We start from the raw sequence: 26,200 nt of genomic DNA on the forward strand, positions 1-26,200 counted from the left end.
GCGGAACTGTGCGGTGCGGTCCCGTGCGTCCACACAGATCAGCGGCGCTTTGCAGGCCCGGCGTTTTGCAGGCGTGACGTTTTGCAGGCCCGGCGTTTTGCAGGCGTGACGTTTTGCAGGCCCGGCGTTTTGCAGGCGTGACGTTCGCGACATTCGCAACGTTCACGACGCTAGCCGGCGAGCGCGTGAGGGAGCGCACGGCCGCCCGTGACGTTGCTCACGCGTCGGAGGAGAAGATCACCTTCCCGGCGCGCGCCTCTTCCTCGGAGGCCGCCTCCCGCTCTGCCTCGAGGGCCTTGGCCTCGGTCTCCAGATCGGGAAAGCGGTACCGGATCCCCTCGCCTGCCTCGAGGTCGACGTCGCCCCCGAGCGCGACCACCTCGCGGGTGATCTCCTCCGAGCGCGGCGCCTCCCCGGCCGCGTCCTGCCAGGCCCGCTGGAGCACCGCCTCCGTGATCGGCTCCCGGCCCTGCCTCGCCCCGATGCGGGTGAGGATCGCGCGCAGCACGGCCCGCCTGGCGTTTCGCCGGGCGAGCCGCCGCTGCTTCAGCGGGCGCAGGAGCGCGCGGCCGAGCGGCAACGCGAAGAGCGCGAGCGAGAAGACGAGCGGCACCACGCCGAGCGCGACCGCCGTGCCCGTGGGGGGCAGCTTCGCCATCGGCACCCCGCGCGCCAGGAGCCCCAGGTTGTCCAGCGTGAGGTGCGCGCCGAGCGCGTAGAGGCTCATCAGCAGGTTGAACCCGTTGAGCACCACGATGAGCGCGTTCGCCCCCGCGCCGTTCCCGGTGAGCGGCGGCAGCTCCTCGCGCTTCGCCCAGACCGGCGCCGGCGGCCGCGGCGGCGCCTCCGCCGTCGTCCGCCGGATCGCCTCGAACCGGTACACGATGCCCCCCTCCTCCGACACGTCGACCGTGCCGTCATAGTCGAGCATCAGCCGCGCCATCAGCGGATCCGCCTCGTCGCGCGGCAGCCCCGTCACGCGCATCACGTCGGCGAGCCCGATCCGGCCCCGCTGCGCGCGGATCTCGGCCAGGATGAGCTTCTCGTCCTCCAGCGGATCGCGCGGCGCCGGCGTCGGTCCGAAGAAGAAGCGGTTCACCTTCTCGTAAAACGGCGTCTCGTCTCTCGAGCGCCCGTGCGCTTGCCCGAACGCCCCGCGGCGGTCGTACGACGACGACCACGGCGGATCGGCCGTCCACACGAACGGCGAGAAGGGATGGAAGGTCCAGAAGATGGCGTCGAAGACCATGCGGAACAGGAAATAGCCCGCGAACGATCCGGAGAAGCCGTTGTGGTCGCGCGAGTCGCTGCTCGAGCGCGCGAACATCTGGGCGATCAGGATGCCCACGAAGATCACGACGTACGCGATCAGCACGATCGCGATCCACGCCCGCACGACGAAGCGGGCCACGCCGGCGGCGCCGCGGAGGACCGCCCCGAGCGCGCGCTGGAGCCGCGTGCGGGTCTCCCACGGCCTGGTGAAGCCGTGCGGGAAGCGGAAGAGCAGCTCTCCCTCGGAGGTCGCCTTGAGGTGCCCGCGGTACTCGCTGACGAGCAGGTGCAGCCCGCTCTCGGCGTCGCGCAGCGGCAGGCCGCTCTTCGCCGCGGCGTCGGCGAGGGTCAGGTCGCCGGTGTGCCCGCGCAGGGCGGACTCCAGGATGCCGGCGGCGCGGCGGGCCTCCATCAGCTTCGGAGATTTCAGCGTCAACGGTCGCTCGCCCCTGTTTCACGGCGGCGCTGCCGGCCTCGCTCGCGGCACGGCCGCGCTCGCTGGCACGGCATCGCCGCGCTCGTCCGCGGAGGCGCAGCTGCCCCCGTGCTGAGCTTCATGGTGGCGCGCAGGGCTCCGCGCAAAGGCCGCGGCCATTTTTTGACGCGCCGGCGGGCAGTTATCGTGTGTCGCCTGTCGCGCGGCTCCTGACGTGTCCGCCGCCCGCCGCCGCGGCGGCTCCTGGCGCGTCAGCCGCTCGCCGCCGCAGCGGCGGGGGGCGGGTGCGATCGCGGCGTGACGTCGACCATCCGCACCTCCAGGCCGAGGGCGTCGCGCAGCATCCCGGCCTTCGCGACGACCGTCCACTCCTCGAGCGCCCGGTCCTCACCGCCCTGCACCTCGAGCACCAGCGTGTCCGCCTCGATGCGGCCGCTCACCTCCGCGACCTTGGCCCGGTGCTCGCGATCGAGCGCGTCGGCGATGCGGAGGATCGACGCCATCGCCTTGACCTTCGAGCGCGCGTCGCGCGAGAGCGCGCGGAAGTTGTCGTGCTCCATGCTCGGCGGCGACTTCCTGTGGTAGCGCGCGATGTTCGCGACGATCGTGCGCTCCTCCTGGGTGAGGCCCATGAGGTCGCTGTTGATGATGATGTAGTAGCTGTGCTTGTGGTGCCCCTCGTAGCGGACGAAGTCGCCGACGTCGTGGAGCAGGGCCGCCGCGCGCAGGAGGATCCGGTCGCGCTGGCCGAGGCGGTGGCGCGGCGCGAGGTCGTCGAAGAGCCGCTCGGCGAAGCGGGCCACGAGCGCGCCGTGCTGCTCGTCGAAGTGGTAGCGGCGGCCGAGCCGGGTGCAGGCGTCGCTCACGGCGGCCGCCTCGCCGCGGAAATCGGGCCCGAGGAAGTGGACGTGGGCGAGGTCGACGAGCACGCCCTCCTTGAGCCCGACCCCGGGCGCGACGATGAGCGGCTGCGCGAACGCCCGGGCGAGGCGGCTCAGGATCGTCGCGGCCGGCACGATCGTGTCCGCGCGGTCCGGGCGCAGGCCGTAGATCTGCGCGCGCTCCTCCGGCGTCTTCGGGGCCATCTCGTCGAGCAGGCGCGACATCGCCGCCACGTCGATCGCCCGCCCCTCCGCGGCCCCGCCCGGCGCCGGGCACAGGTCCGCGAGCGTCTCGATGTTGCCGCCCGTACCGACGAGCAGATCGACCCCCGAGCCCGGGCCGAGCAGCTCCACGATCTCGCGCGTGGCCTCGACCATGACGCGGTCCACGTACTCCTCGACGAGCCGCCGGTGCCCCGCGTTGACGGGGCGGCGATCCTCGAGGAAGGTCTCGACCATCCGCACCGTGCCCACGGGGAGCGAGCGCGAGAAGAGCGCGCCGCGGCCCCGGAGCAGCGTGAGCTCGGTGGAGCCGCCGCCGATGTCGACGAGCAGCGCGGTCCGCTCGCCGAGCGGGACTCGCTCGCGGACGGCGAGCTGGACAAGGCGCGCCTCCTCGACGCCCTCGATGACCTCGATGTGGACCCCGGCCTCGCGGGCCGCGCGCTCGACGAAGAGGTCGCCGTTCTGCGCCTCGCGCGCCGCGCTCGTCGCCACGGCGCGGTAGCGGTCGACCTTGGCCGCATCCATCGCGGTGCGGAAGCGCCGGAGCGCCTCGCAGGCGGCGCCGATGACCCCGGGCTCGAGCCGGCCCTTCGTGAACACGTCATGCCCGAGACGCACCGACGCGCGGTCCGCGTGGACGTCGCGGAAGGGGTGGAAGCGCGGCGCGTCGGGCGCGCCGCTCGACGACCCGGCGAGCGCCGGATCCCAGCCCGCGCCGAACGCCCCGAGCGCCGGAGGATCGACGTCGACGATGCGAAGCCGTATCGCGTTGGATCCGATGTCGATCGCAGCGAGCCGCGCCATGTCGGCAGAAGTAGCGAAGCTCCGGGCAGTTGGCTACTCTCATGCCGCTCATGTGGAGGAAGCTTCATCGCGGGTCGGGGCCCCACCTTCGTGGTCCCCTTCATCGTCGACCCTCGCCAGACGCGCGCCGGCCGCCCGGCGGCGCGCTCGCGGCGGCGCGCTTCGTGCTCGGGGTCGCGGCCACGGCGCTCGCGCTCGGCGGTTGCAGCGGCGGCGAGGCGCGCGCGCCGAACCCGACGCGCGCCCTTGACGAGCGCAGGGCGATCGAGGTGATCCGCCGGGCGATGGTGCAGGAGGGCGCGCAGCCGGTGCCCGGGCGCGAGGTCGATCTCGTCAGCGGGCGCAAGGTGCGCATCGACGTCGGCGTGCAGAACCGCACGTACGGCGTCGTCTACGTGACCGAGGAGGACGCCCAGGCGCTCGGCGCCGCGATCCCGCCGGCGAACGGCCAGGACGAGAAGCTCCGGATCGTCCGCGGCGGGCCGGACGGGGCCATCCGCATCGTGCTCCTCTACCAGAACAACTACCGCTATGACGACCTCATCGGCGAGTCGCACGAGCGCACGACGATCAGCGCCGAGCGCCAGCTGACGCGCGACGTGCAGGACTTCATCACCTACGCGCGGACGCAGAAGTTCCAGTGAGCGCGCGCGACGCAGGGGAGGAGCGCGAGGGCGCGCGGCGCTCGGGACGCCCGATGCGCCGCCGGGAGGCCCGGAGCGAGGCCGAGCTCCGCGCGCGCCGCGCGCTCGGCGGCGGGGGCCTGCTCCTCGTGGCCGGGCTCGCGCTGGTCGGCGTCGGGCCGTCGGACGCGGGCATGGCGCTCACGCTGCTCGCGCTGGCCTTGCTCATCTACGGCATCCACAGCTTCGGCCGGCTGGGGCCGGAGCGGGACGAGCGGGCGCGGGCGCCGTCGCCTTGAGGCTTGCGGAGCGCGGCGGCTTCGAGCAGCATCCGCCGCCATGAATCGCCCCACGCGCCAGCACCAGCACCTCACCCTCAAAGTCACCCAGAAGCAGGAGCGGAGCACCCAGAGCTCCCGCAAGCCCGGCCGCAAGACCAAGCGCTGGAGCAAGTTCCTCACGCAGTACGCGCCGCTCATCGCCGGCGCCGAGGCGGCCGCCCCCGCCGAGAGCTGAGCGAACACCTCCGGCCGATGGCGCCCCCAGCGTCCGGCCCTCCCCCTGGTTGTACGCGACTTTTTCGCTTTTCTTTCAATTTTACAATGACGTAGCAAGCCGGCGCGAGCCGTCTCCGCTCGAGACGACGCCCGCGCCGCGGCTGCTCGAGATGGCGCCCGCGCCGCCCCCGCCGTGAGCCGCCGGCGCGCGCCGCCTCTGCTCTGATCCGCGTCGCCTCCGCCCGGAGCCGCCGCCGCGCCGCCCGGCGCGAAGCGGTCGGCGCGCCGCCCTTTCCGTCGCTCGTGCGTTTTCGTGATGGCGCCGCGCCGATCGCGCCACGTAGCCAAGAGAACACGCCCTCTCGGCGTCTGACATGCGATCGCCAGGCGGCCTGTCATCCACCCCGCGCGAGACAGGCGCGCCGGCGCAGCGCGCGTCGCGCGCGACGCGCGAAGGGGCCCACTCCATCTCTCGCGCAAGGAAGGTTCCATGGCCGCTCGTCGTCCATCCCGCGCTGCTCGCGCAGCCGCGCCGCTCGTCTGCACCCTCGTCGTGGGCGGGACATCGCTCATCTCAGGGTGCCTGAGCCGCCCCATCGCACGTCAGGATACGCGCACGACAGGGACAGTCGTCGAGCGGATCCCGAAGCGCGTCGACAAGATCGACCTCCTCCTGACGATCGACAACTCGTCGTCGATGAAGGACAAGCAGGATATCCTCGCGCTGGCCGTGCCCGATCTCGTCGAGCGCCTGGTCAACCCCAGATGCATCGACCCGCTGAACCCGCTCGACTCGGAGGAGGCGGAGGACGGCCGCTGCCGGAGCGGCAAGGAGCGCGAGTTCGCCCCTGTCACCGACATCCATATCGGCATCATCAGCACGAGCCTCGGCGACCACGGCGCGGGGTCGGCGTGCTCGCCGACGGACAAGCACTTCTCCAACGACGACCGGGGGCACCTCATCGCCCGGAGCGACGAGGACGACAAGAATTACGAGGACAATAACCCGCCGACCTACGAGAACAAGGGGTTCCTCGCCTGGGATCCGGAGCAGAAGCTGAGCCCCGCCGGTGAGTCGATCCTCGACGACGGCCAGGGCCGCGGCCTCGTGCCGACCTTGACGAACATGGTGAAGGGCGTGGGTGACGCCGGGTGTGGCTTCGAGTCGCAGCTGGAGAGCTGGTACCGGTTCCTCGTGGACCCTGCGCCCTATGACACCATCGAGCGGGTGGGCAACGAGGCGGTCCGCAAAGGCCTGGACACGAGGCTCCTGGAGCAGCGCCAGGCGTTCCTGAGGCCAGACTCGCTCCTCGCGATCATCATGCTGTCGGACGAGAACGACTGTTCCATCCGCGAGGGCGGGACGGCCTACAAGGTAGCGCAGGCGGGACGGCTCCCTCGGCCGCGCAAGGAGTGCTCGGAGAAAGGCCCGGACGATCCGTGCTGCAAGTCCTGCTCGGTGGACCGGGGCGAGTGCCCGATCGACGAGACGTGCGGCGTGCCCGGTGGCCCGTTCGAGGTGCTCTCGGACGTCGAGGACCCGCCCAACCTGCGCTGCTTCGACCAGAAGCGGCGGTTCGGGGCCAACCTGCTCTACCCGATCGACCGCTACACGAAGGCGCTCACGGAGCCGCAGATCCAGGATCACGAGGGCAACGTCGTCGACAATCCCATCTTCTCGGATCTCGACCCGACCGACGGGAACGCGACGGTCCGGCCGCCGGAGCTCGTGTTCTTCGCGGGGCTCGTCGGCGTCCCCTGGCAGGACATCGCGCGCCAGAACGACGCGGGCCAGCCCGATCTCAAGGGCGGCAAGGACAAGGAAGGCAACCCCGTCGGCGGCTTCAAGAGCGCCGAGGAGCTGGGCGCCCAGATCGCCGGCCTCTCGAGCACGTGGGACATCATCCTCGGGGATCCCAGGGCGCGACGCGCTCCCGCGGATCCCCACATGGTCGAGTCGCCGACCCCCCGGGAGGGCGAGAACCCGATCACCGGGACGCGCATCGCTAGCCCGGACTCGCCGGACGACGAAAACCTCATCAACGGCCACGAGTGGAACCCCAAGCCGGACTTCGGAGACCTCCAGTTCGCCTGTGTGTTCCCGCTGCGCACGAGCGTGATGAACGGGGATTGCGACAAGAGGACCGACAAGGAGGACCGGAACAGCCCTCTGTGCGTGGACAACCCCGATGGCACCGACAGCAACGTCCAGGTCAAGGCGAAGGCCTACCCGGGCCTGCGGCAGCTCGAGCTCATCCGGGACCTCGGGGAGCAGGGCATCGTCGGCTCGGTGTGCCCGGCGCAGACCGAGAAATCGGGGCCGGGCGACACCGACTTCGGCTACCGGCCGGCGGTCGGCGCGATCGTGGATCGCCTGAAGACGCGGCTCGGCGGGCAGTGCCTGCCCCGCGCCCTCCAGCCCAGCGAGACCGGAGAGGTCAGCTGCGTCGTCGTCGAGGCGCGCAGCGTGCCCGAGGGCCAGTGCAGCTGCGAGGGGCGCGCGGCGCGGCGGCAGGTGCCCCCGGAGCACCTCGGCGCGCAGCGGGTGGTGCTCGACGATCCGGTGGCGAAGGCGAGCGGCTGGAACTGCGTCTGCGAGGTCGAGCAGCTCAGCAAGCCCGAGGAGCTCGAGGCCTGCCAGACCACGCTGCCGCCGGCGCCAGTCGAGGTAGGAGGCGAGAAGGTGCACGGCTGGTGCTATGTCGACCCGCGGCTCGGCTTCGGCCGGGACGAGGTCGTCGCCCAGTGCCCGTCCACCGAGCGCCGGCAAATCCGGTTCACCGGCGAGGGGGAAGCCCTGGACGGCGCGACGCAGTTCGTCATCTGCGCCGGCGACACAGCCAAGCAACAGTAGCGCGGCGAGAGCGCCCCTCCCGGGGCGCGCGCGCGGTCGCGCCCCGGACAGGCGCCGGGGGCGGGGATGTCACCGTCGAAGCGGAGCTAGTTGGCCGCGGTGTGGGCGATCGCGAAGATGAGGTTCCGCTCGAGCCGGATCCCCTGCGGCGTGCGCCACGTCTCGAGCTCCCTCGCCAGCCGATCGCGCACCTCGCGCTTCTCCTCGACGCTCAGGTGCGAGAGGTGATTGCCGAACGATCCCGATCGGCTCTGCCGCAAGATCTCGTCGATGTCGGCGGCGTGGTCGACGAAGGTGCGGATCTCCAGCGCGTCCACGATGAACCCGGCGCCCTGGAGCAGCGCCCGCGCCTCGTCGACCGTCACCTTGTGGTTGTAGGGCGCGGCGCCCGGCGGCTCCTTCCCGAGCTCGGCCAGCACCTTGCGCTGGACCGACTCGAGCTGGTGCGGCTTCTCCTGCGATCCGGTGCTGAACCCGAGCTTGCCGCCGGGCCTCAGCACGCGCGCCGCCTCGGAGATGGCGCGCTGCTTCTGGGCCGCGTCCAGCCAGTGAAGGACGCTGTTCAGGTACACGACGTCGAAGCTGCTCGCGGCGAAGGCGGAGAGGTCCTCGGCGCGCCCGACCGCGGTCGCGAGGTTGTCGCGGGTCTTCTGCCGGGCGATGTCGACGCGCAGGGGCAGCGGATCGATCGCCACCACGCTGCCCTCGGCGCCGACGATCTCCGCCACGTGCGCGGCGAGCCGGCCGGTGCCCGCGCCCACGTCGAGCACGCGCTGGCCGCGCCGCACGCCCAGCGATTCGATGAGGAGCTTGCCGTGGTTGAACTGCCGGTCGCTGCCGCGCTCGTAGGCCTGGGCGAGCTCCGGGGTGTCGAGAGAGAGGCTGATGGTCGTCATGCGGGGCCGCCGAGCAGGGGCCGTGCCGCGCCGGGGCGGCGGTGGCCAGCCGCGCCGCCGCCCCCCCGCGAGCGAGCCGCAGCCGTGCAGCAACGCTGCTCCTGGGCCAGCAGCGTTGCTGCACGGCTGCTGAGCCGCGAGCAGCCCGGACCTCGCGCCCCCGGCAGCGGCCGGGGCCGGGCTACCCCGGAGCCGGCGGGCAGCGGCACAGGCCGTGCAGTCATGCCATGAGATGCCGGCGATGCCCGCAGCGCCAGCCACGCCGTCGCCGGCCGCCTCGGACCGCAGCGACCCGGCGCTTCGAGCGCTGCTCCTCTCCCTGGGAGCAGCGGTGTTCATCGTGAACCTCGACTCCCGCGCGGTGGCGCCCCTCCTGCCGGCGATCGCCAGCGAGCTCGGCCTGTCGATCGGCCGCGTGGGGCTCCTTGTCTCGTCCTACCTGCTGCCGTACGGGCTGTTCCAGCTCGCGTACGGCCCGCTCGCCGATCGCTACGGCAAGCTCCGGGTCTCCGCCCATGCCCTGCTCATCTTCAGCGCGGGCACGGCGCTGTGCGGCGTGGGCAGCTCGTTCACCGCCATGGTGGCCTTCCGCGTCCTCACCGGAGCCACCGGCGCGGCGCTGTTCCCGCTGGCGCTGGCCTTCATCGGGGACACGGTGCCCTACGCGCGGCGCCAGGCGACCATCGCCCTGCTCATGGCGAGCGCCGGCGCCGCGCAGGCCTTCGGGGCTGGCGCCGGAGGTCTCCTCGCCGCCGTGGTCTCGTGGCGGACCGTCTTCCCCGTCATCGGCGCGCTGGGCGGGACAGCGGCCCTGGCCCTGTTCCTGCTCGAGCGCCGCCAGCCCCCCGCCCCCGCCGCCCCGCCGGGCCGCCGCGCCAGCGCCCTCGACGCGCTGCGGGCGCCCGGGCTGCGCACCCTGCTGGTGCTCGTCAGCGTCGAGGGACTGCTCTACATCGGCGGCCTCTCGTTCCTGAGCGGATTGCTCGAGACGCGGTTCGGCCTCGGCGTCCTGGCCAGCGGCCTCGTGCTGAGCCTCTCGGGCGTGGCCCAGCTGGCAGGCGCCCGGATGCTGCCCCTGCTCGTGCGCCGCGCGGGCGAGGGAGCGCTGCTCGTCTCCGGCGGCAGCCTGATGGCCGGCGGGTACCTCCTCGCCGCGCTGGCGCCCGTCTGGGCGCTCGTCGGCGCCGCGTGCCTGATGACCGGCCTCGGGTTCACGCTGTGCCACAGCACGCTGCAGACCCGCGCCACCGAGGCCTTCCCGCAGGCGCGCGGCACCGCCGTGTCGCTGTTCGCCTTCTCGCTCTTCGCCGGCAGCGGCGCGGGCGCGCTCCTCTACGCCGGCGCCATCGACCGCTTCGGCTACGCGGCCGTCTTCGGGGCCGCGGGCGCGCTGCTCGGGGTCTACACCGCCGTGGCGGCGCGGGCGCTCCGGCGCCGGATCGCCGCGGCGCCCGCGCCGGCTGCCCCGGCGGCGCCGGACCCGGCGTGATCTCTCGTGTGGAAGGGATGATTCAGATGGAAAAGAGACGGATCGGATCGCTCGAGGTGTCGGTCGTCGGCATCGGGTGCAACAACTTCGGCGGCCGCATCGACGAGCAGCGGACGGCGGCGGTGGTCGACGCGGCGCTCGACGCGGGCATCAACTTCTTCGACACGGCCGACTTCTACGGCGGCACGCGCAGCGAGGAGCTGCTCGGCCGGGCGCTCGGCGGCCGGCGCGGCCAGGTGATCATCGCGACCAAGTTCGGCCTCCCGCTCGACGACGAGCGCAAGGGCGGCGCGAAGCCGGCGTACATCCAGCGCGCCGTGGAGGACAGCCTGCGGCGGCTGGGCACCGACTGGATCGACCTCTACCAGATCCACCGCCCGGACCCCGAGACGCCGATCGGCGACACCCTGGAGGCGCTCGACGCGCTGGTCCGCGCCGGCAAGGTGCGCGAGATCGGCAACTCGAACTTCTCCGCCTCCCAGCTGCGCGGCGCCGAGGAGGCTACCCGAAAGGGCTCGGCGCGCTTCGTGAGCGTCCAGAACGAGTACAGCCTGCTCCAGCGCGAGCCCGAGCTGGAGGTGCTGGCGGAGAGCGAGCGCCTCGGGCTCGCCTTCCTGCCGTACTTCCCGCTCGCGAGCGGGCTGCTCTCCGGGAAGTACCTCGCCGGCCGCCCCACCCCCGAGGGCGCCCGGCTCTCGACGCCCGGCGACCGGCTGACCGCCCGCTTCCTGACCGAGCAGAACCGCGGCGCCGCCGAGGCGCTCGCCGCGTTCGCGTCGTCCCGGGGCCACTCGCTGCTGGAGCTGGCCTTCTCGTGGCTCGCCGGCCGGCCGACGGTCGCCTCCGTGATCGCCGGCGCGACGTCGCCGGAGCAGGTGCGCGCCAACGCCGCGGCCGTGGGCTGGCGGCTGACCGCCGACGACCTCCAGGAGATCGACCGCCTCGCGCCGCCGCCCGCGCGCTGATGGATGATCTGCCCGGCCTCGCGTCGCCGCGCTGGCAGCGATGCGCGACGATGCAGGCCCCTCGCCCGGGAGCTCGCCCTTGATCTCGACGCCGCTCCGGGACATCCAGGCCGTCCTGTTCGATCTCGACGGCACGCTGTTCGACCGCGAGACAGCGGTGCGCGAGGTCGTCGCGAGCCAGTACGCGGCCTTCTCGTCCGAGCTCGCCGGGGCGACGCGGGAGCGGTTCGTCGGCCGCATGCTGGAGCTCGACGCGCACGGCTACGGCGACAAGTCGGAGCTCTACCCGCGCCTCGTCCAGGAGCTCGGGCTGCCCGAGCCCCTCGCCGCCCGCCTCCACGCGCACTTCTGGGACACCTACGCCACGGTGGCGCCGGCGCTCCCCGGCGCGCGCGCGACCCTCGCCGCGCTGCGCGCCCGCGGCCATCGGCTCGGGGTCGTCACGAACGGCAGGGTGCGCGTGCAGGAGGCGAAGCTGCGCGCCCTCGACCTCCTCCCGTACCTCGACGTGGTGCTCATCTCCGAGCGCGAGCAGCTCCGGAAGCCGGACCCAGCGATCTTCCACCGGGCGGTCGAGCGGCTCGGCCTGCGCGCAGGACAGGCCTGCTACGTCGGCGATCACCCGGTGAAGGACGTGCTGGGCGCCCGCGACGCCGGGCTCCACGCCGTCTGGCTCCGCACGCCGCACTTCCCGGCCCCGGAGCTCGCCCACACCGCGATCGACGGCCTGAGCGAGCTCCTCGCGCTCGTCTGACGCGGTCCGGGCGAGGCGCGCGCGCGATAACCGATGACCGATGACCGATGACCGATGACGGCTCCGGCGTTGCGATCCCGGAGCAGGACAGGCATCCTCCCGCGCCTCGAACGGTGGAATCCATGAGCGCCAGAGAGGGCGGCGGAGACCGCGCTTGCAAAGGGGCCGAGGGGGCCGCGCCGTGACCCCGGTGGCCGGCCTGCCGCCGTTCGCCGACCGCCCGATCGCCGAGGCCGACCTCGCGGCGCTCGCGGCCGCGGTGGAGGGCGCCGCGTTCCAGCAGGCCGACTTCTCGCACGCGCGCCACATGCTCCTCGCCCTGCACTACGTGCGCGCCCACGGGCCCGAGGCGGCGCTCGCGCGCATGCGCTCGGCGCTGCAGGCCTTCAACGCGCGCCACCCCCCGAGGTTCGGCTACCACGAGACGATCACGGCCGCCTGGCTCGGGCTCGTCGCCAGCCACGCCGCCGAGCACGCCGGCGCCGGCGTGCACGAGATCGCGGACGGCCTCCTCCGCCGCTACAGCAGCAGCCAGGCGCTCTACGCGCACTACTCGCGCGCGCGGCTGCTCTCGGACGAGGCCCGCGCCGCGTTCGTCGCGCCCGACCTCGCGCCGCTCCCGGCGCCCGGCGACGGCGTGCGCATCCGCCTGGCGACCGAGGCCGATCTCGCGGCGATCGAGGAGATCTACGCGTTCTACGTCGAGCGCTCGACCTGCACCTTCGCCACCACGGTCCCGACGGTGGCCGAGCGGCGCGCCTGGCTCGCCGCGCACGGGCCCCGCCACCCGGTCACCGTGGCCGTCGACGGCGACGGGACCGTGGTCGGCTGGGGCTCGCTCTCCCGGTGGAACCCGCGCGAGGCTTACGCCCGCTCCGTCGAGAGCTCGATCTACGTGCGCGAGGGCCGCCACCGGCGCGGGCTCGGGCGCCGCATCCTCGCCGACCTGGTGAGCCGCGCGATCGCGCTCGGCCACCGCACCATCCTCGCGCAGGTCGTGGGCGACCAGGCGCCGAGCCTCGCGCTGCACCGCGCGCTCGGGTTCGAGGACGCCGGCCGGCTCCGCGACGTCGGGTACAAGTTCGACCGCTGGCTCGACGTGGTGCTCATGCAGCGGGCGCTCCCCCACGCCGAAGGGGGCCGGCAGCCCTGAAGCGCCGCACCCCCGCCGCCGAGCGCGAGGGCTACGACGCCTTGGCGTCCGGCTTTCCCGGCCCCTCGAGGTAGTCGTCGTACGTGCCGTTGTAGAGCTGCGGCCCCTTCGGTGACAGCTCGAGCACGCGCGTGCCGAGCTTGCCCACGAAGTGCCGGTCGTGGCTCGTCACGATGACCGTCCCCTTGTACTCGATGAGCGCCTGGAGGAGCGCGTCGATGCTCTCCACGTCGAGGTGGTTCGTCGGCTCGTCGAGCACCACCACGTTGTTCTTCACCAGGATGAGCTTCGCGAGGAACAGGCGCGCCGCCTCGCCGCCGGAGAGGTTCTCCGTCTTCTTGAGCCCGGCGTCGCCGCTGAAGAGCAGCTTGCCCAGCACCGAGCGGACGTGCTCCTTCGGCGCGCTCGGGTCGAAGCGGTACAGCCACTCGTAGGCCGTGAACCCCGGCTCGATCGCCTCGTGATGGTCCTGGGCGAAGTAGCCCACGTTCGTGTCGTGGCCCCACGTGACCGTCCCGGCGTCGGGCGTGAGCTCGCCCACGAGGAGCTTGAGCAGCGTCGACTTGCCGATGCCGCTCGGCCCGATCACGACGAGCTTGTCGCCGCGGTTCAGGTTCATGTCGAGCTTCTTGAGGACGCGCAGGTCGCCGAAGCTCTTGGCGAGGGCCTCGACGCGCAGCACGTCGCGGCCGGAGGGCTTATCGATCTCGAACTTGATGTACGGCCGGACGACGCTCGAACGCCGCACCGTGATGCCTGCCTCGAGCTTCTCGATCTCCTTCACGCGCGACTGGGCCTGGCTCGACCGGCTCGCGCTCGCGCCGAAGCGGGCCACGAAGTCCTTGAGCTCGGCGATCTTCTTCTTCTTCTGCGCGGCGTCGGCGTCCGACTGGCGCTTGCCCGTCGTCTTCTGCTCGATGAAGTCGTCGTAATCGCCCGTGTACACCGTGACCGTCTGGTAATCGACGTCGGCGACGTGCGTCGCGATCGCGTTCATGAAGTGCCGGTCGTGGCTCACGACGAGCAGCGTCCCGCGGAAGGTGTCGGTGAGGTACGACTCCAGCCAGCGGATCGAGTCGAGATCCAGGTGGTTCGTCGGCTCGTCGAGGAGCAGGACGTCGGCGCCGGCGAAGAGCGTCTGGGCGATGAGGACGCGGAGCTTGTACCCGCCCGCCAGCGTGCTCACCGTGCTCGTGTGCCGGGCGGTCGCGATCCCGAGCCCTTCGAGGATCTCGGCCGCGCGCGCCTCGGCGGTGTAGCCGTCCTCCTCGCCGATCGTGCCCTCGAGCTCGGCCAGCCGCATGCCGACCTCGTCGGTCATCTCGCCCTCGTACAGGCGGTCGCGCTCGTGCATCGCCTCCCAGAGGGCCCGGTTCCCCATCAGGACCGTGTCGATGATGCGGCTGGACTCGTAGGCGAAGTGGTCCTGCTTGAGCACCCCGACCCGGAGCTGCCTCGGGATCTCGACCGAGCCCTGATCCGACTCCTCCTCGCCGGAGATGACCTTGAGGAGCGTCGACTTCCCCGCGCCGTTCGCGCCGACGAGCACGTAGCGCTTGCCGGGGTCGAAGCGCATCGAGACGTTCTCGAAGAGAATTTTTGGACCGTACCGCTTGGTGAGCTTTTCGAGCGTGATCATCTCAGCGGCGCGGGGCGTAGCACGTGTGCGCCTGCGTTTCCGGTGAATTCCTGCGGAAGCGCCCGCCCCAGCCGGCGACGACGGACGTGGCGCGCGCTGGCTAGGACAAGCGCCGCGCGGACGGCTCCCCCGCCCTCGGCCGCGGGCGACCCCGCCGCCTGACCGGCGGCGGCGAGGTGCCGCCGGCCGTGGTCGCGGCGCCCGGGGTCAGCCCCGTCCACCGCTTGAACGCGCGATGGAACGCGCTGGGGCTCGAATAGCCGAGATCGAGGGAGACCTCCTTGAGCTGGGCGCTCCCCAGCGCCTGCCGCGCCCGCTCCAGCCGCAGCTCCTGGAGGAGCGCCCGGTGGCTGACGCCGACCGCCGCCAGACGCCGCTGCAGCGTCCGCGCGCTCATCCCGAAGCTCTCGCCGACGCGCACCAGGCTCGGGTCGCCCGAATCGAGCGCCAGCGCCAGGGCGTGCCGGAAGGCCGGCACGAACGCCTCGTCGTGCGAGACCGTGCCGCGCAGGTCCAGGCGGGAGAGCGCCGCCTCCGCCTGCGCGATGAGGATGCTCCGGAGCGCCGGGTCGTGGCTGGCGATCGGCGCCCGGACGATCTCGCGCTCGAAGATGAGCTCGTCGTGGTCGCCCCCGAACCGCACCGGGACGCCCAGGACCTCCTCGTACGCGCTCGCGGTGGCCGAGGGCGCGTGCGCGAACTGGATCAGCCGCGGCGCGAACGCCGGCCCGAACATCGTCCGGGAGCGCTCGACGATCAGCCCGAGCAGCAGCTCCGCCAGCGAGGGCAGGCCGCCGGGCGCGGCGTGACGGAACCGGAAGGTCTTCCGGTCAGCCTCGGTCCAGACGCGCCCGGCATCCGCGAGCAGCGGGAGGTACCGCGTCAGCTGCTCGAACGCCTCGGCCCCGGTCGTGCTGGTCTGCGCCAGGTAGTCGAGGATGTCGAGGCTGCCCGGCGGGAGCTTGCGCGCAGCGCGGAGGCTCAGGAGGGGGCCTGCAGCCCCGTCCGTCAGCCCGCTCCAGGCGCGGCGGACCACGGCGATGGGGACGCGGGCGCCCCGCTTCTCCAGGAGATCGCCGGGGACGGCCATCAGGCGCCGGACATCCTCGATCTCGAGCCCGTCTCTTTCCGCGGCGGTCGCCAGGACTCGCAAGAACTCCGTCGATCCCGACCCGTGAGCTGGCACGGTGTCACATTATGTGAGCGTGGCGCGAAATGTAAATCCATGGCGCCCTCCACGCGATGACCGGGTAGCTACGATGGGTTCTGCGAGCCGCGGACATATCAATCGACCCCCCCGGCTGCACTAGCGATGATCAGCGCCAACCACCCATCACGCCTCAGTTCATCAGCCCTCCCCTCAGCCCTCCCCAGCACAGCGCCTCGCCCGCGCCGCTGGGGCCCGTTCGCGGCCGCGGCCCTGGCCGCCTTCGCCCTGTCGACCTTCGGGTGCGACGCCGCGATCGAACCCTCTGACGGCGGGCGAGACGCCATGGACGAGCTCACCCTCTCTGCCCGGAGCGACCTCTCCGCCGGGATGGCCGCGTCCGCCGCGTCAACCTCGCTCCCCGCCGCGGCAGCGCCCGGCGCAGCCCCGGTGAGCGGCTTCGCGGATCTGCACTTCCACATGATGTCCGAGGAGGCCTTCGGCGGCGGATGGCTGCACGGCAAGCACGACGGCCCCGGCGCCCTGGATGACTGCGACGGCGGCATTCCCGAGAGCGACCACGCGCGCCTCCGACAGAACCTCAGCGAGCTGCTCGACAGGTGCCCGCAATCAACCATGCTGGATTTTGCCAGCAACGGCGCAATCTCGGCGCTCGTGGGCCTCGGGGGCGGCGTCGTCGGCTCCGAGGCGATGGGCAAGATCGAGGGCACCCAGGGCGACACAGGGCTGCACCTGGGCCGGAGCGAGCTCGGCGACGGGTGGCCTCGCTGGGACACCATCGCTCACCAGCAAGGTCATGTCGACTGGCTGCGCAGCGCGCATGAGCGCGGCCTCAATCTCATGGTCATGTCGGCGGTGAGCTTCGACTGGCTCTGCTCCATCTTGCCGGAGCAGAACCGCGAGCGGCCGTGCGATGAGATGGCCGACGTCGACCTCCAGTTCCAGATGACCCACGCGCTCGTCGCGCGGAACGCCGGCTGGATGGAGATCGCGCTCTCCCCCGCGCACGCCCGCCAGATCATCGGTGCGGGCAAGCTGGCCATCGTGCTGTCCATCGAGGCCAGCCACCTGTTCGGCCTCGACGTCGACGCGGCCAGGATGCGCGCGCAGCTCGACAAGTACCACGCCCTGGGGGTCCGGACCTTGCAGCCGGTGCACCAGGTCGACAACCCCTTTGGCGGGGCGGCGCTGCACAACCCGATCTTGCAGTTCGCCCAGTATACCGAGACCTGCTTCATCGACACCGACTGCGGCGCCACCCTGGCGGGGGTCACCCTGGGCATGGATGTCGACGCGGAGTGCAACAACACGCGCGGGCTCACGCCGCTCGGCGAGCAGCTGATCGGCGAGATGATGAACCGGGGCATGCTGATCGACGTCGCCCACATGGCCGAGCGGGGCGTCAACCGGGTCTTCGAGCTGGCGCAGGCGCGCAGCTATTACCCGATCTACATCTCTCACGGACACTTCCGCGAGATCATGGGCCCGAGCGTGGCGGAGACCGAGAAGTCCACGCCGGCGCGGGTGATCCGCATGCTCCGGCAGACGGGGGGCATCTTCGGCCTGCGCACCGCGCACGACGAGACCAGGCAGTACACCCGCAGCGCGGTCGAGAACACATGCCAGGGCTCGTCGCGCTCCTTCGCGCAGGCCTATGACTACGGCCGGCTCGGCCTCAAGGTCCCGATGGCGTTCGGGGCCGATCTCAACGGCTTCATCCAGCAGACCCGCCCGCGCTTCGGCGAGGACGGCGCCTGCTCCGCGGCGTTCAGGGCCGAGGCCGACTGCCAGGCGCGCGACGAGCGCGAGCAAGGGCCTGGCCCCCTGGGCACCGGCTTCGACGAGAAGGGCCTGGCGCACATGGGGATGCTGCCCGATCTGCTGGCCGATCTCGATCGGCTCGGCGTGGACACGTCGGCCCTGAGGTCCTCGGCCGAGTCGTTCCTCCGGATGTGGGAGCGCGCCCAGGGCCCGCGCGCCGGCATGGCCGACCCCGCCACCGACATGGATGAGAGCGGGATCGCGCCCTTCGCCACCGCGGAGGAGCGAGAGCTCGCCTACCCGACGAAGTGCGGCGCCGCCTACTGCCCGGGCTTCCAGGAGCTGGGCGGCAGCTGCAGGTTCAACGAGGAGTGCGAGAGCGGCCAGTGCACCGCCGTCGCCTGCAACGCGATCCCGGGCCGCTGCGTCTGCAACGATGACGCCGATTGCGGCGATAGCCGCTCCTATTGCGCGATGAAGACGCCGGGGGTCGGGGGCGACAACGCGTGCGTGCCGGACAAGGGCGATCATGCGACCTGCACGCGCGACGGCCAGTGCGCCTCGGACCGCTGCGGCGGCCTCATCGCCGGCGCGGGCTGGTGCTACACGCCCGGGTCGAAGGCCATCGGCCAGGGGTGCCGGGTCAACGAGGAGTGCCCGAGCAACCGCTGTGGCGACCTCACCCAGACCTGCCTCTGCCGCCAGGACTCGCACTGCGGCGCGAACCAGTTCTGCGGCTGGGGCGCCAACGAAGGCGAGTGCGTCAACAAGCGCAGCCGAGGCGCGGCGTGCACGAAGGACAACCAGTGCCAGTCCGGGAACTGCAGGTTCCTCTTCTGCCGCTGACCCCGAAAGCGCACCGCGAGCTCCGTCCCCAGACGGAGTGAGTGAGCGCTCACTCTTGACGAGTGAGCGCTCACTCAGTTACAGGAGGACGCATGGCACCACCAAGCCGGCGAGCTCCTCCCCTGCCCCCCGAGGCGCGTCGCGCGAGCATCATCGCGGCGACGATCCCGCTGCTGCGCTTGCACGGCCGCAGCGTGACGACGGCGCAGATCGCGATGGCCGCCGGCACCGCGGAGGGGACGCTGTTCCGCGTGTTCCCCGACAAGGAGTCGCTGATCCAGGCCGCGATCGCGACCCTGTTCGATCCGACGCCGACGTTGCGAGAGCTGGAGCGCATCGACCTCGCCGCGCCGCTGCGCGAGCGCTTGATCCAGGCGGTCGAGGTCCTGCAGCGCCGCGTCGAGGGCATCTGGCAGCTCATCTCGATGCTCGGCATGACGATGCCGGCGCCAGCGCGCCCCGAGCCCGGGTGCGCTCAGACGCCGCGCCAGGATGGCCAGCTCTGCGAGCAGCTCGAGCGCCTGTTCGAGCCGTCGCGCGACGAGCTGCGCTGCGATCCGGCGTATGCAGCGCGGCTCTTTCGCATGATGTCGTTCGCGGGCACGCACCCGCGGATCACCGACGGCATGCCCCTGACCGCCGCGGAGGTCGTGGCGATCCTGCTCGACGGTATCCGCCGCCGCTCCGAAGAGGAGGAGCCTTGCTGAGGCAGCTATTGCGCCGCTTCTTGCGCCCGCAGGCGCGGTTGCTCGCCGTCGTCGTCGCGCTCCAGCTCGTGGCGACGCTCGCTTCGCTGTACCTGCCGAGCCTGAACGCCGACATCATCGATCAGGGCATCGCCGCCGGTGACACGTCGCGGATCTTGAAGCTCGGCGCGATCATGCTCGTGGTCACCGGCGTCCAGATCGTCTGCTCGGTCGCCGCGAACTACGCCGGCGCGCGCGCCGCGATGAGCTTCGGCCGCGACCTGCGCGCGGCGGTGTTCCACCGCGTCGGCGAGTTCTCCGCGCGCGAGCTGTCGCGGTTCGGGGCGCCGTCGCTCATCACGCGCACGACCAACGACGTCCAGCAGGTGCAGATGGTGGTGATGATGGGCTGTACGACGCTCGTCCTCTCGCCGATCATGTGCGTCGGCGGCGTCGTGATGGCGCTGCGCGAGGACTGGTCGCTCGCCTGGCTGCTCGCGATCGCGGTGCCGCTGCTCGCGGGCGCCGTCGTCGCGATCATGTCGCGGATGGTGCCGCAGTTCCGGCTGATGCAGCCCCTCATCGACGCGGTGAACCGCGTGCTGCGCGAGCAGATCACCGGCGTGCGCGTGATCCGCGCCTTCGTGCGCGAGCGCGCCGAGGCGGCGCGCTTCGATCGCGCGAACGGCGACCTCACCGAGACCGCGCTGCGCATCGGGCGCCTGCAAGCGATGATGTTCCCGACCGTGATGTTCGTGTTCAACGCTTCGAGCGTCGCCGTCCTGTGGTTCGGCGCGCACCGGATCGCGGACGGCAGGCTCGCGATCGGCTCGATGACGGCGTTCCTCGCCTACCTGGTGCAGATCCTGATGGCGGTGATGATGGTGACGTTCATGGCCGTCATGCTGCCGCGCGCGGCCGCGTGCTCGGAGCGCATCGTCGAGGTGCTGAACACCGAGCCGTCCGTGCGCGCGCCCGACCAGCCAGTGACGCTCGTCGAGCCGGCCGGCACGGTCGAGCTGCGGGACGTCGAGTACCGCTATCCGGGCGCTGAGCTGCCCGTCCTGCGCGGCATCTCGTTCGTCGCGCGCCCCGGGCAGGTCACCGCGATCATCGGCAGCACCGGCTCGGGCAAGACCACGCTGCTCGACCTGATCGCGCGGCTCATCGATCCGACGCGGGGCGAGGTCCGGCTCGACGGCGTCGACGCGCGCATGCTCGCCCTCGACGCGGTGTGGTCGTGCATCGGGCTCGTGCCGCAGCGGCCGTTCCTGTTCTCCGGCACGGTGGCCTCGAACCTGCGCTACGGCGACCCCGCCGCGACCGACGAGCAGCTCTGGGCAGCGCTCGCCGCCGCGCAGGCGCGCGACTTCGTCGAGGCGATGCCGCAGAAGCTCGACACGCCGATCGGGCAGGGCGGCACGAACGTCTCCGGCGGCCAGCGCCAGCGGCTGTCGATCGCCCGCGCCCTGCTGCGCCGGCCGCGCGTGTTCCTGTTCGACGACGCCTTCTCCGCGCTCGACGTCGCGACCGAGGCGCGGCTGCGGGCGGCGCTCGCCGAGCGCACGCGCGATGCTACGGTGATCATCGTCGCGCAGCGCGTGTCGAGCATCGTCGACGCGGACCAGATCCTGGTGCTCGACGGCGGCGAGATCGTCGGCCAGGGCAAGCACGGCGAGCTGCTCGCGTCGTGCCCGACGTACGCGGAGATCGTGGCCTCGCAGCGCGACGCGGCGGTGGCCGCGTGAGCGCGCGCCCTGCTGGTCCCCGGCCCGCCGCCCCCGAGGGGGCGCGCTCCCCGATGATGCAGCGCCGCCCCTTCGGCGGCATGGGGGCGGCGCCGCCGCAGAAGGCGAAGCAGTTCGCGCCTTCCGCGCGGCGCCTCCTCGGCCGCCTCGCCCCCGAGCGCGCGCGCCTCGCGGTCGTGATCGCGTGCTCGCTGCTCAGCGTCGGCCTCGGCCTGGCCGGCCCGAAGCTGCTCGGCCATGCGACCGACATCATCTTCTCCGGCGTGATCGGCGCTCGCCTCCCGGCGGCCGCCACGAAGGCCGAGGCCGTCGCGGAGCTCCAGCGCTCCGGAGAGGCGCGGCTCGCCGAGCTCGTGGGCCACATGGACGTCGTCCCCGGGCGCGGAATCCAGCTCCGCGAGCTCGCCGAGCTGCTCCTGTTCGTGATGGCGCTGTACACCGGCGCGTCGCTGTTCGCCTGGCTGCAGGGCTACCTGCTCAACGAGGTCGTGCAGCGCACCGTGCGGCAGCTCCGCACCGAGGCGCAGGACAAGCTCGCCCGCTTGCCGCTCGCCTACTTCGACGGCCGCCCGCACGGCGAGCTCTTGAGCCGCGTCACCAACGACATCGACAACATCGCGCAGGGCCTGCAGCAGACGCTGACGCAGATCATGAACGGCGCGCTGACGCTCGTCGGCATCGTCGTCATGCTCGTCGTGATCTCGCCGGTGCTCGCGGTGATCACGCTCTTCACCGTGCCGCTCTCGGTGCTCACGACCGCGGCGGTCGCGAAGCGCGCGCAGGCGAAGTTCGTCGCGCAGTGGGCGCATGTCGGCGTGCTCAACGGCCAGATCGAGGAGGCGTTCACCGGCCACTCGCTCGTCAACGTGCTCGGGCGACGCCGCGACGTCGAGGCGCGCTTCCAGTCCACGAACCAGGAGCTGTTCGAGACCAGCTTCCGCGCGCAGTTCATGTCCAGCACCATCATGCCGGCGGTCAATTTCGTCGGGAACCTGACCTACGTCGCGATCGCCGTCGTCGGCGGCCTGCGCGTCGCGTCGGGCGCGATGCTGCTCGGCAGCGTGCAAGCGTTCATCCAGTACTCGCGCCAGTTCTCTCAGCAGCTCGGCCAGCTCGCGTCCGTAACGAACGTCCTCCAATCGGGTGTTGCCTCCGCGGAGCGGGTGTTCGAGCTGCTCGACGAACAGGGCCAGTCGCCCGACGCCACCCCGCCCGCGGCCCTGCCGAAGGTCACCGGCGAGGTCCGGTTCGAGCACGTCACCTTCCGCTACAAGCCCGACGAGCCCCTGATCGAGGACCTCGACCTCACGATCACGCCAGGCCAGACGGTCGCGATCGTCGGCCCGACCGGCGCCGGCAAGACCACGCTCGTGAACCTCTTGATGCGGTTTTACGAGCTCGAAGGCGGTCGGATCCTGATCGACGGCGTCGATATCGCGCGCTTGCCTCGCCACGAGCTGCGCGCGAAGCTCGGTATGGTGCTGCAGGATACATGGCTGTTCTCGGGCACGATCCGCGACAACATCGCGTTCGGCAACGCGGCCGCGACCGAGGCCGACATCCAGGAGGCAGCGCGCGCGGCGCACGTCGACCGCTTCGTGCGCGCCCTGCCCGCCGGTTACGACACGGTCATCAACGAGGAGTCGGGCAACCTGAGCGCCGGTGAGAAGCAGCTCATCACGATCGCGCGCGCGTTCCTCGCGAACCCGGCCATCCTGATCCTCGACGAGGCGACCTCCTCGGTCGACACCCGGACCGAGGTGCTCGTCCAGCGCGCGATGGCCGCGCTGCGCGCCCAGCGCACGAGCTTCGTGATCGCGCATCGCCTCTCGACGATCCGCGACGCCGACATGATCCTCGTGATGAACGCAGGGCGCATCGTCGAGCGCGGCACGCACGCGGAGCTCCTCGCCGCGGGTGGCGCCTACCACGCGTTGTACCGGACCCAGCTCACCGAGAGCGGCGCGAAGCTCGAGGGCTAAGTGGCTCTCGGCGTTCAGACTGCGGTAGAGTCGGGCCATGTACATCGAGCTACCGTTCCTCGCACCGATCCCGGTCGGAAACGAAGTCGTCGTTCAGTCGCTCGAACGACCGACGTTCTTCGGCGGCTGGGAAGAGTCGGATTGGATCGTGCTCGATCGGACGACCGGCATCGTCTGGTCGCCGTGGGGGATTCCGATGGGACTGACGCGGGAGAACTTTCACAGCCATCACCTCGGTGACCATCGACGACGCAGGCCGAACGTCGCGCCGACGCTCGGACGCGTGGTGGCTTGCCAGGTGTCGACCAAGGGGATCGGTGAAAGCAATCACGTGGTCACCGGGCTGACGCTCGCGCCGCTCGAAGCTACCGCCTACCGCTGAGTCCGGGCGCTCTCCACCCGAAAGCCAGAGCATCTTGAAAATTCATTCAGTCCATACTTCGCTTTCGTCCATAGTGACCCATGCGGGTGGTTTCAGAACCTGTACTGGTTGAATTTCCCGCTGCCCTCGCGTTGTTATGACCAGCTAAGCTGGGCCGGTTCGCGGTACCCTGATTGCACTCATTCATGCGCAGGGAGTCCGATTCATGAAGAAGCTCATCGCGGGCGCGGTTTGCGTCCTCACGCTCGTCGGCTGCGACAGCACGCAGGCCGAGCCGCCCGAGCCGCTGGTTTCCGGCATTATCAAGGAGAACTTCGACCCGGCGGTGCGCCCGCAGGACGACCTGTTCCGACACGTCAACGGCAGCTGGCTGGCCAGGACCGAGATCCCGGCCGACAAGTCGAGCTACGGCGCCTTCACCAAGCTCGACGACGACGCTGAAGCGGAGCTCAAGGCGATCATCGAGGAATCGGCCGCCAAGAAGAACAAGGCGGACGGCTCGGACGAGCAGAAGATCGGCGATTTCTACACGGCCTTCATGGATGAGGCCAAGGCCGAGGAGCTGGGCTTGAAGCCGCTGGAGGCGGAGCTCGCCCGCATCGATGCCGTCAAGGACACGGCCGAGTTGCCGGCGCTTCTCGCGCACCTGGGCAAGATCGGCGCGCGCCACCCGTTCTCCGGCTACATCGCCCAAGACGCCAAGGACTCGACGCAGTACACGGTGTACTTCTTTCAGTCCGCGCAGATCGGCTTGCCGGACCGCGATTACTACCTGTCCCAGGATGAGAATTTCTCCAAGCTGCGCGCCGCCTACCGCGCGTACGTCGAGAAGATGCTGGGTATGATCGGCGACGAGAGGGCCGCCGCCAACGCCGAGGCAATCCTGGCGATGGAGACCCAGCTGGCGCAGAAGCACTGGACACGAGTCGAGTCGCGCGACGACGACAAGACCTACAACAAGTACGAAGTGGCGAGGCTCAACGAGCTGACCCCCGGCTTCGACTTCGCCGCCTTCGCCAGGGAGGCCGGCGTCACCACGAGGGCCGTGATCGTGATGCAGCCCAGCGCCTTCACCGCGATGGCGGAGCAGCTGAAGGGCCAGAGCCTGGACACGATCAAGGCTTACCTGAAGTTCGGCCTGGTATCGTCGTTTGCGCCGTACCTGTCCAAAGCCTACGTCGACGAGAACTTCGCTTTCTATTCCAGGACCCTTCGCGGAATCCCGGAAGACCGTCCGCGCTGGAAGCGCGCGGTCGAGAGCACGGAAGGCGCGCTCGGCGAGGTGGTGGGGAAGATCTATGTCGCCAAGCACTTCCCGCCGGAAGCCAAGGCGCGCATGGAGGTGCTGGTCAAGAACCTGCTGAAGGCCTACGAGACGAGCATCAAGAGCCTCGACTGGATGAGCGAGGACACGAAGGCCAAGGCGCTGGAGAAGCTGTCCAAGTTCACGGCCAAGATCGGCTATCCGAGAAAGTGGAAGGACTACTCGAAGCTTACCGTCAAGGGCGACGACCTGGTCGGCAATGTCATGCGCTCCAACGAGGTCGAGTACGAGCGCCAAGCCGAGAAGCTCGGCAAGCCGGTGGACCGCGAGGAGTGGATGATGACGCCGCAGACGGTCAATGCCTACTACAACGCGAGCCTGAACGAGATCGTGTTCCCCGCCGCGATCCTGCGGCCGCCGTTCTTCAACATGGCGGCGGACGACGCGGTGAACTACGGCGGCATCGGCGGCGTGATCGGCCACGAGATCGGCCACGGCTTCGACGATCAGGGCTCCAAGTACAACGGCGACGGGAACCTGCTGTCATGGTGGACGGACGCCGATCGCAAGGCCTTCGAGGACCGCACCCAGGCGCTGATCGCGCAGTACGACAAGTTCTGCCCCCTGCCCGACCAGTGCGTGCAGGGTGCGCTGACCATCGGCGAGAACATCGGCGACCTCGGCGGCCTGTCGATCGCATACAAGGCCTGGCAGCTCACGCAGGGCGGCGAGCCGGCCGTGGAAATCGACGGCCTGACCGGCGACCAGCGCTTCTTCATGGGCTGGGCGCAGGTGTGGGCGCGCAAGTACCGCGACGAGGAGCTGCTGAACCGTCTGAAGACGGATCCGCACTCGCCCAGCGAGTACCGCTGCAATGGCATCGTCTCCAACGTGCCGGAGTTCTACACCGCATTCGGGGTCAAGGAAGGCGACAAGCTGTACCTGGCGCCGGAGAGCCGCGTGAAGATCTGGTGAGACGCCGGAGCCAGGTACCCAAGACGCAGCGTTGCCTCGTAGAGGGCCCGAGCAAGTTCACCGATGGGCGCGTAATCGACGGACGTCCAGTTGCTCGCCGCCAAGTCTCCGACCTGCTCCCTCTCGACCCCGGCTACGACGCCTGCGACGCCTGCCGGCCGCGCTGCGGCTGCGCTCACTGCTGCTCGCGTCTCGTACAGCCATGCTGTAGGTGACAGAACATTTTCTAATGCGATCCACCGCCTCCGGATTTATCCACGCATCAATGGCGCCGCCTTCACTCCACAGCCACAGCCTGTGGGGCGACGCTCGCTGAGATCGTTCGCGCGTGTTAGCATCGCCCGCATGGTGTGGGTGGTCCTCCTGGGTGCGCTCCTCTTCGCGAGCGCTTGCGACAGCAGCGTCATCGTTCCCGAAGAGGGCCATGGCGCGAGCGACGGCGGCGGCGACGGCGGAACGTCAGCATCAGGCGCCGGAAGCAGCGACACCAGCAGCTCGTCCTCATCACCCGGTCGGACGGTGCCGCCGGATCGGACCTACAGCCGCATCGATTGCGACGACGAGCCCGCCAGCTCGACGCTCTTCGTGGAGATCTGGCCGGAGGGCTCCGGCTGTGGGGACCCGCCGGCCAACGCGGACGGTGTGCTCGTGCTCGGGCTCCTGAGGTGGGACGGGCAACCGGGAACGTTTACGCTCGGTGTCGAGACGCCGCACGGCATGGCGCAGGCCGGCATGGGCTTCGAGCTCGATCCCCTCACCGGCACGCTCACGATCGAGCCATACGTCGGTAGGCCTTCGGCGATCGCGTGGGATCTATCCGTAGGCGCTGGCCGCACCAACCTATCCGTTTGCGGCCACTTCGACGACTTCCCGTGCCGGTGAGCCTCACTCGCCTTTGAC

The 26,200-nt window shown here is 71.0% G+C and carries 20 protein-coding genes; 15 read left to right on the plus strand and 5 right to left on the minus strand.

Annotation, left to right across the window (positions count from 1 at the left end; all coding sequences use genetic code 11):
• Positions 1-217: 217 nt before the first annotated feature.
• Together WME85_RS34930 and WME85_RS34935 are read right to left on the minus strand one after the other, a co-directional pair.
• On the minus strand, positions 218-1,708 hold the full coding sequence (locus WME85_RS34930; RefSeq protein WP_437827428.1) for a hypothetical protein: 1,491 nt from the start codon (positions 1,706-1,708) through the stop codon (positions 218-220).
• A 251-nt stretch (positions 1,709-1,959) separates the two neighbouring features.
• Complete coding sequence (locus WME85_RS34935; RefSeq protein ID WP_437827429.1) at positions 1,960-3,618, minus strand: Ppx/GppA phosphatase family protein; 1,659 nt, start codon at positions 3,616-3,618, stop codon at positions 1,960-1,962.
• A 41-nt stretch (positions 3,619-3,659) separates the two neighbouring features.
• Between WME85_RS34935 and WME85_RS34940 the strand changes: the two genes are divergently transcribed.
• The 4 genes from WME85_RS34940 (at position 3,660) to WME85_RS34955 (ending at position 7,592) form a co-directional block, all read left to right on the plus strand.
• Entirely contained in the window at positions 3,660-4,262 is a 603-nt protein-coding gene (locus tag WME85_RS34940; RefSeq protein WP_437827430.1) for a hypothetical protein, read from the plus strand.
• Entirely contained in the window at positions 4,259-4,540 is a 282-nt protein-coding gene (locus tag WME85_RS34945; RefSeq protein WP_437827431.1) for a hypothetical protein, read from the plus strand. The genes WME85_RS34940 and WME85_RS34945 overlap by 4 nt, the downstream gene beginning before the upstream one ends.
• A gap of 40 nt (positions 4,541-4,580) precedes the next feature.
• A complete protein-coding gene (locus WME85_RS34950; RefSeq protein ID WP_437303383.1) occupies positions 4,581-4,757 on the plus strand; it encodes a hypothetical protein in 177 nt (58 codons plus the stop codon).
• A 471-nt stretch (positions 4,758-5,228) separates the two neighbouring features.
• Positions 5,229-7,592, plus strand: coding sequence for a hypothetical protein (locus WME85_RS34955; protein WP_437827432.1), 2,364 nt, complete (start codon positions 5,229-5,231; stop codon positions 7,590-7,592).
• A gap of 86 nt (positions 7,593-7,678) precedes the next feature.
• Here WME85_RS34955 and WME85_RS34960 read toward each other — a convergent pair whose 3' ends face one another.
• On the minus strand, positions 7,679-8,488 hold the full coding sequence (locus WME85_RS34960; RefSeq protein ID WP_437827433.1) for a class I SAM-dependent methyltransferase: 810 nt from the start codon (positions 8,486-8,488) through the stop codon (positions 7,679-7,681).
• 241 nt (positions 8,489-8,729) lie between these two features.
• Here WME85_RS34960 and WME85_RS34965 point away from each other — a divergent pair, with 241 nt between their 5' ends.
• The 4 genes from WME85_RS34965 to WME85_RS34980 all read left to right on the plus strand — a co-directional run bounded on the left by WME85_RS34965 (position 8,730) and on the right by WME85_RS34980 (position 12,849).
• On the plus strand, positions 8,730-9,977 hold the full coding sequence (locus tag WME85_RS34965; RefSeq protein ID WP_437827434.1) for an MFS transporter: 1,248 nt from the start codon (positions 8,730-8,732) through the stop codon (positions 9,975-9,977).
• A gap of 17 nt (positions 9,978-9,994) precedes the next feature.
• Positions 9,995-10,942: an aldo/keto reductase gene (locus WME85_RS34970; RefSeq protein ID WP_437827435.1), complete on the plus strand. Its 948-nt coding sequence runs from the start codon at positions 9,995-9,997 to the stop codon at positions 10,940-10,942.
• Between the two features lie 40 nt (positions 10,943-10,982).
• Positions 10,983-11,696: an HAD family hydrolase gene (locus WME85_RS34975; RefSeq protein ID WP_437827436.1), complete on the plus strand. Its 714-nt coding sequence runs from the start codon at positions 10,983-10,985 to the stop codon at positions 11,694-11,696.
• Positions 11,697-11,877: 181 nt separating this feature from the next.
• Positions 11,878-12,849, plus strand: coding sequence for an N-acetyltransferase family protein (locus WME85_RS34980; RefSeq protein WP_437827437.1), 972 nt, complete (start codon positions 11,878-11,880; stop codon positions 12,847-12,849).
• A gap of 31 nt (positions 12,850-12,880) precedes the next feature.
• Here WME85_RS34980 and WME85_RS34985 read toward each other — a convergent pair whose 3' ends face one another.
• Positions 12,881-14,488 (minus strand): ABC-F family ATP-binding cassette domain-containing protein, encoded by a 1,608-nt coding sequence (locus WME85_RS34985; protein WP_437303390.1) that lies wholly within the window; start codon positions 14,486-14,488, stop codon positions 12,881-12,883.
• Between the two features lie 100 nt (positions 14,489-14,588).
• Positions 14,589-15,674: an AraC family transcriptional regulator ligand-binding domain-containing protein gene (locus tag WME85_RS34990; protein ID WP_437827438.1), complete on the minus strand. Its 1,086-nt coding sequence runs from the start codon at positions 15,672-15,674 to the stop codon at positions 14,589-14,591.
• A gap of 306 nt (positions 15,675-15,980) precedes the next feature.
• On the opposite strand from WME85_RS34990, the gene WME85_RS34995 reads away from it, so the two are divergent.
• The 7 genes from WME85_RS34995 to WME85_RS35025 all read left to right on the plus strand — a co-directional run bounded on the left by WME85_RS34995 (position 15,981) and on the right by WME85_RS35025 (position 26,182).
• Positions 15,981-18,263: a membrane dipeptidase gene (locus tag WME85_RS34995; protein ID WP_437827439.1), complete on the plus strand. Its 2,283-nt coding sequence runs from the start codon at positions 15,981-15,983 to the stop codon at positions 18,261-18,263.
• A 92-nt stretch (positions 18,264-18,355) separates the two neighbouring features.
• Positions 18,356-18,970 (plus strand): TetR/AcrR family transcriptional regulator, encoded by a 615-nt coding sequence (locus tag WME85_RS35000; RefSeq protein ID WP_437303394.1) that lies wholly within the window; start codon positions 18,356-18,358, stop codon positions 18,968-18,970.
• Positions 18,964-20,697 (plus strand): ABC transporter ATP-binding protein, encoded by a 1,734-nt coding sequence (locus WME85_RS35005; protein ID WP_437827440.1) that lies wholly within the window; start codon positions 18,964-18,966, stop codon positions 20,695-20,697. Before WME85_RS35000 ends, WME85_RS35005 begins: the two co-directional genes overlap by 7 nt.
• 53 nt (positions 20,698-20,750) lie before the next feature.
• The gene (locus WME85_RS35010; protein WP_437827441.1) at positions 20,751-22,679 is read left to right on the plus strand and encodes an ABC transporter ATP-binding protein; all 1,929 of its coding nucleotides are present in this window, start codon (positions 20,751-20,753) and stop codon (positions 22,677-22,679) included.
• A 37-nt stretch (positions 22,680-22,716) separates the two neighbouring features.
• Positions 22,717-23,061, plus strand: a complete 345-nt coding sequence (locus tag WME85_RS35015) for a hypothetical protein (protein ID WP_437827442.1) — start codon at positions 22,717-22,719, stop codon at positions 23,059-23,061.
• A gap of 205 nt (positions 23,062-23,266) precedes the next feature.
• Positions 23,267-25,300, plus strand: a complete 2,034-nt coding sequence (locus tag WME85_RS35020) for a M13 family metallopeptidase (protein WP_437827443.1) — start codon at positions 23,267-23,269, stop codon at positions 25,298-25,300.
• Positions 25,301-25,645: 345 nt separating this feature from the next.
• Entirely contained in the window at positions 25,646-26,182 is a 537-nt protein-coding gene (locus WME85_RS35025) for a hypothetical protein (RefSeq protein WP_437827444.1), read from the plus strand.
• Positions 26,183-26,200: the final 18 nt, after the last annotated feature.

Source organism: Sorangium sp. So ce1153 (assembly GCF_051521595.1).
In the GTDB taxonomy this organism is placed as follows: Bacteria; Myxococcota_A; Polyangia; order Polyangiales; family Polyangiaceae; genus Sorangium.

Coding starts and splice junctions, on each gene's coding strand:
- WME85_RS34935 (WP_437827429.1), bottom strand. CDS start 3,618: ATGGCGCGGCTCGCTGCGATCGACATCGGATCCAACGCGATACGGCTT.
- WME85_RS34940 (WP_437827430.1), top strand. CDS start 3,660: ATGCCGCTCATGTGGAGGAAGCTTCATCGCGGGTCGGGGCCCCACCTT.
- WME85_RS34950 (WP_437303383.1), top strand. CDS start 4,581: ATGAATCGCCCCACGCGCCAGCACCAGCACCTCACCCTCAAAGTCACC.
- WME85_RS34955 (WP_437827432.1), top strand. CDS start 5,229: ATGGCCGCTCGTCGTCCATCCCGCGCTGCTCGCGCAGCCGCGCCGCTC.
- WME85_RS34960 (WP_437827433.1), bottom strand. CDS start 8,488: ATGACGACCATCAGCCTCTCTCTCGACACCCCGGAGCTCGCCCAGGCC.
- WME85_RS34965 (WP_437827434.1), top strand. CDS start 8,730: ATGCCCGCAGCGCCAGCCACGCCGTCGCCGGCCGCCTCGGACCGCAGC.
- WME85_RS34970 (WP_437827435.1), top strand. CDS start 9,995: ATGATTCAGATGGAAAAGAGACGGATCGGATCGCTCGAGGTGTCGGTC.
- WME85_RS34975 (WP_437827436.1), top strand. CDS start 10,983: ATGCGCGACGATGCAGGCCCCTCGCCCGGGAGCTCGCCCTTGATCTCG.
- WME85_RS34985 (WP_437303390.1), bottom strand. CDS start 14,488: ATGATCACGCTCGAAAAGCTCACCAAGCGGTACGGTCCAAAAATTCTC.
- WME85_RS34995 (WP_437827439.1), top strand. CDS start 15,981: ATGGACGAGCTCACCCTCTCTGCCCGGAGCGACCTCTCCGCCGGGATG.
- WME85_RS35000 (WP_437303394.1), top strand. CDS start 18,356: ATGGCACCACCAAGCCGGCGAGCTCCTCCCCTGCCCCCCGAGGCGCGT.
- WME85_RS35010 (WP_437827441.1), top strand. CDS start 20,751: ATGATGCAGCGCCGCCCCTTCGGCGGCATGGGGGCGGCGCCGCCGCAG.
- WME85_RS35015 (WP_437827442.1), top strand. CDS start 22,717: ATGTACATCGAGCTACCGTTCCTCGCACCGATCCCGGTCGGAAACGAA.
- WME85_RS35020 (WP_437827443.1), top strand. CDS start 23,267: ATGAAGAAGCTCATCGCGGGCGCGGTTTGCGTCCTCACGCTCGTCGGC.
- WME85_RS35025 (WP_437827444.1), top strand. CDS start 25,646: ATGGTGTGGGTGGTCCTCCTGGGTGCGCTCCTCTTCGCGAGCGCTTGC.